Below are 8358 nucleotides of genomic sequence, written 5' to 3'. Positions count from 1 at the left end.
ACCCCGCCTTCGGCGACGAGATCGACGACCGCGTGCGCGCACTGCGTCAGGACGGTCTGACCATTCAGACCACGCTGGACTGGCGCGTGCAGGATGCCGCGCAGAACTCGATGAACGAGAACGCGCCGCAGAGCTTCAACAACACGAAGTTCGGCTCGACCATCGTGAGCACAGAGTCCAAGACCGGTCGCATCCTCGCGATCGCCCAGAACACCAAGTTCACCCAGGACCCGGGTCAGGCTGAGGCCGACCCGTCCTACAACTCGGTGGTGTTCGCCGGCGACAGCACCAACGGCGGTTCGATCGGCTTCAACGCCGGATCGACCTTCAAGCTCTTCACCCTCGTGGACTGGCTCGAGAAGGGCCACTCCCTCAACGAGACGCTGAACGGTCGGATGGGTCCCGTGCCCAACATGACCAACTCGTGCACCGGCAACTACGTCAACAAGGACAACGCGCGCATCAACAACTTCGCGAACAACTCCGGTTACGTCGGGACGCCGATGCAGTTCACACGGGACTCGCTGAACACCGGCTACCTGCAGATGGCCGCCGAGCTCGACCTGTGCGACATCGCCAAGACGGCGAAGAAGCTGGGCGTCACCAAGGGCGACGGCAGCGACATCACGATGCAGTACGCCAACAACGTGATCGGCAGCGACAACGTCTCGCCCATCGCGATGGCCGGCGCCTATGCCACGGTGGCCAACGGCGGAACGCTCTGCCAGCCGAAGGTCATCGACAAGGTGACCGCCAACGACGGATCCGAGCGGGCCATCCCCGAGCGCACCTGTTCGACCGCGCTGACGCCCGAGATCTCGGCGACGGCCGCCTACGCCCTGCAGGGCGTCATGGCCAGCGGCGGAACGGGTCGCTCCGGCAACCCCTTCGACGGGACCCCCGTGATCGGTAAGACCGGTACGCACGAGGGCTGGCAGACGTGGATGATCGAGTCGTCCACCAACACCACCACCGCCGCGTGGGTCGGCAACTTCGAGGGCACCGAGGACCTGTTCGGCAAGTACTGGGGCGGCCGTCAGCTGTCCGACATCCGGTACGTGCTCGCCGCGGACACGCAGCGGGCGTCGGATGAGTTCTACGGCGGAGACCGCTTCCCCGACCCCGCGTCGAACCTGCTGCGTACGCAGCAGCGCGACCTGCCGAACGTCGTGGGCCAAAGCATCGACGCGGCGCGCTCGACGCTGCAGAACGCCGGCTTCCGCGTCAGCATCGGTGACCAGATCGACTCGACCTCGGGTCCCGACACGGTCGCCGCGCAGAGCCCCGGCGCCGGGTCCGCCCCCGCCGGCTCGCTCATCACGCTGAGCCCCGGCAACGGCCAGGGCGGCACCGTGCCGAACGTGGTCGGCCAGACCGTCAACGCGGCCCGCGGCGCCCTGAACGCGGCCGGGTACACCAACCTGTCGCTCGGCCCGTGCGTGGCGGAGCCCAACGCTCCCGCCGAGGGCCAGGTGACCGCGACCGACCCGGCCGCCGGTTCGTCCGCCAACAAGAACAGCGCGATCGTCCTGTCGATCGTCGCCAAGGCCTGCGGATGACGCGTCACCCGCTCGCGACGGCCGCCCTCGCACCCCTCGGGGTCGCGGGGGCGGCCGCTGTCGGGGCCGCCGTCTGGGGCGTCGGTGTCGAGCGCTATCTGTTCACGGTCCGGTACCACGCCCTGCGCGTGCTGCCGAAGGGCGCCGACCCCCTGCGCGTCCTGCATGTCTCGGACGCCCACATGGCGCCGTGGCAGCACCGCAAGCAGGAGTGGATCTCACGTCTCGCCGAGCTCTCGCCCGACCTCGTCGTCAACACGGGCGACAACCTCGGTCACCGCGACGGTCTGACCGGCATCCGTTCCGCCTTCGCCTCGCTCCGGGGCGTGCCGGGACTCGCGGTCCACGGCTCGAACGACTACCAGGAACCGTCGCCTCGCAACCCTCTGCGCTACTTCCTGGGGCCCTCGGGTCATCAGCCCGAGCACAAGCATCTCGACGTCGAGGCCCTGGACCGCTTCCTCACCGACGACCTCGGGTGGAGCATCCTCGACGACACCGCGGTGTCGCTCGAGGTGAAGGGGCTGCGCGTCACGGCATTCGGGGTGAACGACGCCCACCGCAACTGGGACCATCCCGAACTCCTCCCCCCGCTGCTCGAGAGAATGGATGCCGCCGACCTCACCCTCGGCGTCATGCACGCGCCGTACCGGCGCACGCTCGACACGTTCACCGACCTCGGCGCCGACGTGCTCATCGCGGGGCACACGCACGGAGGACAGGTTCGCGTCCCGTTCAGCCGCAAGGCGCTCGTGTCGAACTGCGACCTGCCGCTCGACCAGGCCCGCGGGCTGAGCGAATGGACGCACGACGGCCGCACGGTGCCGCTGAACGTCAGCGCCGGGCTCGGGCACTCGATCTACGCGCCGGTGCGCTTCGCCTGCCGTCCCGAGGCGACCATGCTCACGCTGCTGCCGCGCTGACGCGTCCTCCCCACTGCTCGAAGGCGTCGATCCGTTCACGGACCGGCGCCTTCAGCCGTTTCTCGAGCGACCCCGTGGCGCACGATCGAGTCTCCTCGACAGAAGGGACTCCCGTATGAACCACCCTCCCCCGCCCCGCCGACGCCTCCTCGCCGCGATCGCGGCGTTCGCCGTCCTCCTCGGCGGCGTCGCCCTCGCCCCCGCCGCGCACGCCGCCGATCGCGGCACCGGCTTCGGCACCTGGGCCGCCCTCTCGCGCACCGGATGGCACGGCTCGATGAAGGTGGGCGACGTGCACACCTACTGCATCCATCCCGGCCTGCCCGTGGCCGTCGGGCCCACGACCGCGCACGGCACGACCGCGACGGTCAACGGGCTCAGCCCCCAGCAGCTCGTGTCGATCAACCACCTGGTGACCACCTACGGCCAGACCGACGACCCCGTCCAGGCGGCGAGCGTCGGCTGGGCCGTCAAGGCGATCGCCGACCTCGACACCACCCTGCACTCGTGGGGATACACCGGAAACGACCTCGCCGGCGCCATCAACCACATCATGCAGCGCGCCAGCCCCGAGAACAGCGCGGCCATCCAGGAGCGCACCCTGCGATACCTCGCCGAGGCCCAGGCCGTGCCCGTTCCGCGTCCCGGCGGCACCCTGTCGCTCAGCACCCGAGCGGATGACCCGACCCGCGGAGCCCTCTCGGTCGACGTCGATCCGGCGGCGACGGGCACACTGCGCCTCGAGGGTGCCGTCTTCGCCGACAGCGGCAGCGCCGAGCGCCGCGACGTGCGCGGCGGCGGGGTGTTCGAGATCATCGCGCCGCCGCCCGCGAACGGCGAGGCGCGCCCGTACATCGTCAAGGCCACCGGGGGCTTCGTCCTGCGTTCGGCCGCCGTCGGGTTCTACTCCACCCCCGGACAGCAGGAGTCCGCCGGTCCCGCTGAACCGACCCGTTTCACCCTCTCGGCGACCGACTCGGCCCCGCGGCCCGTGCGCTTCTCGCCACGCATCGCCACGACCGCGACGATCGATGGCGGCGCCTTCATCGACGCGGTCTCGATCTCGGCGTCCGAGGGGGTCTGGCCCCGCCGCGAGGACGGTTCGCTCGTCGTCATCCGCGCCACGGCGGACATCTACCGCACCGGCTCCTTCCCGGCCGAGGCACCGCAGGTTCCGGCGGGCCTGAAACCGGTGGCGACCCTCGAGCTGCGCACGGACCCCGCCTCGGGCGCGGGCACCTACACGGTGACGTCTCCGGCCCTCCCCGGCCCCGGCGTCTACACCGCGGTCTGGCGGGTGACTCGCGACGAGCAGGATGCCGCGACGGCCCCGCACCTGCCGACGGGGTACCGCTGGCAGGAACGCTTCGCCTCACCGACGCAGACGCAGCAGCTCGTCCCGCCGCCGCCCCGCGACGTGCCGCCTCCGCCCGCACCCACGCCTCGGCCGCCGACACCCACGCCCACGCCTCCGCCGTCGGCGACGCCCACGCCTCCCCCTCCGCCGCCCGCCGCACCCGCTGCACTGGCCGCCACCGGGCAGGACGGCGCGGCCGTCGCGGGGGTCGGAGGGATCGCCGGTGTCATGCTCGCCGCCGGGCTCATCGCGCTCGTCGTCGCCCGCAGGCGCTCGACACCGCGCCACTGAGCGGGGCGGCGAGCCCCGCGACCCCGGGTCACGTGCGCCCGGCGATCACACCGCCTTTGCGGGGCGCATCCACCCCGCGATGACGTCGCCTCCCGGAACCGCACGAGCTCGCTGACCGATCGGAGCGGCCTCGGATCGACCTCGGACGCGCCCGGACGCGCACGACGGTTCGGAGCATCCCTCCGGACAGGGTAGACTTTTCAAGTTGCAACGGGGTGTGGCGCAGCTTGGTAGCGCGCGTCGTTCGGGACGACGAGGCCGCAGGTTCAAATCCTGTCACCCCGACCAGAGCATCAGCAGAAGGGCCCCTCACTCCGGTGAGGGGCCCTTCTGCTCTGCGCCCCGGCGGTCCCCGGGTCGGGACGACAGGGGACCGCACCCCGGCCCGCGTACAATCGATGTCGTCCCTGCCGCATCGACGAATGCCGTGCGGGGCCGCCGCCCGCACACCGTGCGCCCGCGCGACGACCCACCACACCTCACAGGAGCACCGTGTCCGACGCCTCGCCCCGCCTCGTCGCCTTCGACCTGGACGACACCCTGGCCCCCTCGAAGTCGCCCATCGACCCGCGCATCGGCGATCTGCTGCTCGCTCTCGCCGAGCGCGTCGAGGTGGCCATCATCTCGGGTGGACAGCTGCAGCAGTTCCGCAGCCAGGTGGTCGAGCGGCTCCCCGAGGCGTCCCCTGCGCTGCTGTCGCACTTCCACCTCATGCCCACCTGCGGAACGCAGTACTACCTGCTCTCGACCGACGGCGTCGAGACGGTCTACGCCCACTCGCTGACCGACGACGAGAAGACCCGCGCCCTCACCGCTGTGCGCGAAGAGGCCGAGCGCCTGGGCCTGTGGGAGGCCGAGCCCTGGGGTGAGATCCTCGAGGACCGCGGCTCGCAGATCACCTTCTCGGCCCTGGGGCAGTCCGCCCCCCTCGAGGCGAAGATGGCGTGGGACCCCACCGGCGAGAAGAAGAACAGCCTGCGCGAGGCCGTGGCCGCCCGCATCCCCGACCTCGAGGTGCGCTCGGGCGGATCGACCTCGGTCGACATCACCCACCGCGGGATCGACAAGGCCTACGGCATGAACAAGCTCGTCGAGGCCACCGGCATCCCCCTCGATGACATGCTCTTCGTCGGCGACCGCCTCGATCCCGACGGCAACGACTACCCCGTGCTCGCCATGGGTGTCGAGTGCCAGGCCGTTCACGGCTGGGAAGACACCGCCGCGTTCCTCGAGAAGCTCGTCCCGACGCTGCCCGAGCGCGCGCAGGCGTAAGCGGTCCGGCCACGGGCCGATCCAGGGGACTCGTCAGAGGATCTTGCCGATCGGCTCGCGCTTCTCGGCCTGGAAGCGGTCCTCGGTGCGCCCGTAGGCCCAATACCCCGACAGCGACACCTGCTCACGGGCCAGACCCCATCGGGTGAAGACGAGGTCGCGCATCGCCTTCATCGCTTCGCGCTCGCCGTGCGCGAAGACCTGGCCGCGTCCATCGAGCGGATGCCACTGCGCCACCGCATCGACGAGCACCGGCGTCGCTCCGGCTTCGGCGTCACCGCGGTGCACCCACCTGACGGCGACCCCGGCGGGCGCCGCCAGTTCGACGTGCTCCCCCGGCCCCTGGACCTCGATGAACGCCGCGCCCACGGCATCCCGGGGCAGGGCTTCGAGCGACGCCGCGATCGCCGGGATCGCCGACTCGTCACCGACGAACAGGTGCCAGTCGGCGGTGGGGTCGGGGGCGTAACCGCCGCCGGGACCCGAGACCACCAGCCGGTCGCCCGGCTGCGCACGAGCGGCCCAGGGGCCTGCCAGCCCCTCGTCGCCGTGCACCACGAAGTCGATGGTGATCTCGTCGCCGTCGACCGCGCGCACGGTGTACGTGCGGGTCACGGGCAGGTCGTCGGGCGCGAGGGTCTCGCGCAACGCCGCCAGGTCGTAGGGCGGCTCGAGCCCCAGCTCGGGTTTGGCGAAGGTGATCTTGACGTAGGCGTCGGTGTGCGGGCTGTCGCGGAACGCCTCGAGGCGCTCCCCTACGGCACGGACGCGGACGAGATGCGGACTGAGCCGCTCGGTCGCGACGACGCGCAGGATGTGCTGGGGGCGCGGGGGCCGCGCGGGACGATCCGTCATGAGGGGTCTCCTGTCGTCGCCGCACGCACCGCCGCCCGCGCCGCCGCACCGATCGCGGCGTCGTCGGCGTCGGACGGGCTCAGCGCCTGCGCGACATCGGTGTAGTAGTCGGTGATGTGCGCGCGGACGCATTCGCGCGCGGTGTCGGCCTCGCCCCGGGCGACGGCGTCGAGGATGCGGCGATGCTCCCCCCGCAGACGATCGGCCATCTCGGGCCATGACGACAGACGCGCCGCTCCCGCCTGCGTGTACGCCTCGATCGAGCTGCGCAGCCCCGCCATCATGGCCGCCACCACGGCGTTGCCGGACGCCTCGGCCAGGGCCTGGTGGAACCGGGCGTCGAGGGCGAGGAACTCCTCGGGCGCGAGAGGGGCGGCATCCATCGCGTCCAGGATGCCGGACACCTCGCCGAGATCCGCGTCGGTGCGCGCGAGCCGCTCGGCGACGTCGCACTCCAGCACCACGCGGGTGCGCACGACATCGGCGAGCGGGAAGCCGTTGGCCGCGACTTGCAGCCGTAGGAAGGCCGCGAGCCCGCCCCGCGGCGTCGTCACGATCATGGCGCCCGCGTTCGGTCCGGAGCCGGTCGCGGTGCGCACGACCCCGAGCACCTCGAGTACGCGGACGGCCTCGCGCACGCTCGACCGCCCCACTCCGAGCTGCGCCGCGAGCTCGCGCTCGGGCGTCAGCCGCTCGCCGGGGGTCAGGCGTCCGTCGCGCAGGTCGCCCTCGATGCGCGCGAGCACCACCTGCCACGCCCGCGGTTCGCTATTCGGCATGGCCCCTCCGTCCGTCCGGCCGACGATGTGGCCGGACCACATCACCCTAGGGGGTGGCGATCACGCCTCGGACACGGTTGCGTAGCCCGCGGGGTTGGTGGTCTGCCAGTTCCAGTAGTCGCGGCAGGCGTCGTCGATCGACAAGCGTGTGCACCAGCCGAGCACCTCGCCCGCCTTGCTCGGATCGCAGTACGTCGCGGCGACGTCGCCGGGGCGACGGGGCAGCATCTTCTTGGGCAGGTCGTGACCGACCGCCTTCTCGAACGACGCGACGAGCTCGAGGACGCTGACCGGCCGGCCCGTGCCGAGGTTGAACACCTGGTGACCCGGCTGCGCCTTCTCGAGGGCTGCCACGTGCCCCTCGGCGAGGTCGACGACGTGGATGTAGTCGCGCAGACCCGTGCCGTCGGGGGTGTCGTAGTCGGAGCCGAACACGCCGATCTCGTCGAGCGAACCGATCGCGACGCGCGAGACGTACGGCATGAGGTTGTTCGGGATGCCGGCGGGGTCTTCGCCGATCAGGCCCGAGGGGTGCGCGCCGACCGGGTTGAAGTAGCGCAGCACGGTGACGTTGAGCTCGGGGTTCACGCGCGCCACGTCGGCGAGGACGACCTCGTTCATGCGCTTGGACTTGCTGTAGGCGTTCGACAGGTCGACGCTCGTCGTCGAGTCCTCGGTGAAGGGCAGGTCGGCGGGGTCGGAGTAGACGGTGCCGGTGCTCGAGAAGACGAACGAACGGATGCCGTGACCGATGCCGACGCGCAGCAGGGCGAAGGTCGTGTCGAGGTTGTTGGAGTAGTACTCGAGCGGCTTCTGCGTGCTCTCGCCCACGGCCTTGAAGGCCGCGAGGTGGATGATCGCGTCGATGGGCCCGTGCTGTGCGAACGCGGACTCCACCACGGATTCGTCGGCCGCGTCGCCCACGATCAGCGGGGCGGGCTTGCCGGTGATCCGCTCGACGCGCTCGGCGGCGACGGCGTGCGTGCCCGAGAGGTCGTCGAGCAGGACCACGTCGTGACCGGCCTCGAGCAGGGCGACGGCGGTGTGGGTTCCGATGTAACCGGCACCGCCGGCCAGGAGTACGCGCATGCTCCCAGGCTATCGGTCACCGCCGACATCGCCCGGTCCGTCCGCTGGCCCGGGCCCGGTGCGCGGCCGCGCGAGACGGCGCCGCGAGACTGCATCCCGCGGACAACTCGGCGACATCCTGCAACCGACTTGTCAGCCGCGTGCAGTCTCGCCGCCACCGCGGCCCGGGCGGGCGGCGCGACGGCGCGCGAGGGCGGGGCGCGGCGCGCGCGGGCGGGCGGGCGGGACGCGGG

The 8358-nt window shown here is 71.6% G+C and carries 7 protein-coding genes and 1 tRNA gene; 5 read left to right on the top strand and 3 right to left on the bottom strand.

From position 1 onward, the window contains the following. From DC432_RS15275 to DC432_RS15255, 5 genes are all read left to right on the top strand, one after another. Positions 1-1559 (top strand): PASTA domain-containing protein (locus DC432_RS15275; protein WP_116538576.1); only part of this gene is annotated, 1559 nt, incomplete at its 5' end. Then, positions 1556-2482, top strand: a complete 927-nt coding sequence (locus tag DC432_RS15270; RefSeq protein ID WP_116538575.1) for a metallophosphoesterase — start codon at positions 1556-1558, stop codon at positions 2480-2482. The genes DC432_RS15275 and DC432_RS15270, both read left to right, overlap by 4 nt. 115 nt (positions 2483-2597) lie before the next feature. After that, positions 2598-4130 carry a hypothetical protein gene (locus tag DC432_RS16655; RefSeq protein WP_116538574.1) on the top strand — a complete coding sequence of 511 codons (1533 nt, stop codon included), beginning with the start codon at positions 2598-2600 and terminating at the stop codon, positions 4128-4130. Between the two features lie 211 nt (positions 4131-4341). Then, positions 4342-4418, top strand: a tRNA-Pro gene (locus DC432_RS15260). Between the two features lie 204 nt (positions 4419-4622). Then, entirely contained in the window at positions 4623-5402 is a 780-nt protein-coding gene (locus tag DC432_RS15255; protein ID WP_116538573.1) for an HAD-IIB family hydrolase, read from the top strand. Between the two features lie 33 nt (positions 5403-5435). Here the strand turns inward: DC432_RS15255 and DC432_RS15250 are convergent, their stop codons facing one another. From DC432_RS15250 to galE, 3 genes are read right to left on the bottom strand one after another with little or no spacing between them, the layout of a single operon-like run. Then, complete coding sequence (locus DC432_RS15250; protein ID WP_116538572.1) at positions 5436-6257, bottom strand: siderophore-interacting protein; 822 nt, start codon at positions 6255-6257, stop codon at positions 5436-5438. Next, complete coding sequence (locus DC432_RS15245) at positions 6254-7036, bottom strand: FadR/GntR family transcriptional regulator (protein ID WP_116538571.1); 783 nt, start codon at positions 7034-7036, stop codon at positions 6254-6256. Before DC432_RS15245 ends, DC432_RS15250 begins: the two co-directional genes overlap by 4 nt. Positions 7037-7096: 60 nt before the next feature. Continuing rightward, positions 7097-8125 (bottom strand): UDP-glucose 4-epimerase GalE, encoded by a 1029-nt coding sequence (gene galE, locus DC432_RS15240; RefSeq protein ID WP_116538570.1) that lies wholly within the window; start codon positions 8123-8125, stop codon positions 7097-7099. Between the last annotated feature and the right edge of the window lie 233 nt (positions 8126-8358).

It is taken from the genome of Microbacterium testaceum (genome assembly GCF_003075375.1).
In the GTDB taxonomy this organism is placed as follows: Bacteria; Actinomycetota; Actinomycetes; order Actinomycetales; family Microbacteriaceae; genus Microbacterium; species Microbacterium testaceum_E.
This window is presented reverse-complemented; position numbering and strand designations above follow the sequence as displayed.

Coding starts and splice junctions, on each gene's coding strand:
- DC432_RS15270 (WP_116538575.1), top strand. CDS start 1,556: ATGACGCGTCACCCGCTCGCGACGGCCGCCCTCGCACCCCTCGGGGTC.
- DC432_RS16655 (WP_116538574.1), top strand. CDS start 2,598: ATGAACCACCCTCCCCCGCCCCGCCGACGCCTCCTCGCCGCGATCGCG.
- DC432_RS15250 (WP_116538572.1), bottom strand. CDS start 6,257: ATGACGGATCGTCCCGCGCGGCCCCCGCGCCCCCAGCACATCCTGCGC.
- DC432_RS15245 (WP_116538571.1), bottom strand. CDS start 7,036: ATGCCGAATAGCGAACCGCGGGCGTGGCAGGTGGTGCTCGCGCGCATC.
- galE (WP_116538570.1), bottom strand. CDS start 8,125: ATGCGCGTACTCCTGGCCGGCGGTGCCGGTTACATCGGAACCCACACC.